Source organism: Morganella psychrotolerans (genome assembly GCF_965118875.1).
Lineage (GTDB): Bacteria > Pseudomonadota > Gammaproteobacteria > Enterobacterales > Enterobacteriaceae > Morganella > Morganella psychrotolerans_C.
On sequence record NZ_CBCPJD010000065.1, the window covers coordinates 1 to 667 of the forward strand.

The 667-nt window shown below is 56.5% G+C and carries 1 protein-coding gene; it reads left to right on the plus strand.

The window, feature by feature from the left end; all coding sequences use genetic code 11:
- Positions 1-667: SpvB/TcaC N-terminal domain-containing protein (locus ACMHKJ_RS19335; protein ID WP_413496476.1), on the plus strand; the 667-nt coding region annotated here is incomplete at both ends.

Below are 667 nucleotides of genomic sequence, written 5' to 3' on the forward strand. Positions count from 1 at the left end.
CGTCGCCCGTATCAGTAACGGCGGCAACACCGCCCGCTGGCTGCTGAACGCTTCCGTCTCCGCTACCGGTGAACAGATTTATTACCGTTACCGCGCGGAAGACGATGTAAATTGCAGTGTGCAGGAAAAAACTGCGCATCCGGGCAGCCACTGCCAGCGCTATCTCAGCGAAGTTCATTACGGCAATATCACGGCCGGGCGCACATTTGTCTGCCTGAACGACACCGACGCCACAAAAGCCGGCTGGCTGTTTGTGCTGGTGTTCGATTATGGCGAACGCACTGTAAAACCGGATGAAAAACCACTGTTTAACGCCGGCTCCGGCTGGTTGTGCCGTCAGGATCCGTTCTCCGGTTATGCTTACGGGTTTGATCTGCGTACCCGCCGGTTGTGCCGCCAGGTGCTGATGTTCCACCGTCTGGAAACGCTGGCTGAAAAAGCAAACGGTGAAGATGAACCGGCACTGGTCTCCCGCCTGTTGCTTGAATATCAGGAAACCGCGTTTATCACCACACTGACCACCGCACGCCAGATGGCCTTTGAGAATAACGGCAAAGTACAATCCCTGCCGCCGCTGACCTTCGGCTGGCAACAATTTGATATTCCGGCCTCCCCGCAGTGGTCTCAGCAGGAGATGGGCAAGCTCAATCCGCAACAGCCGTGGCAA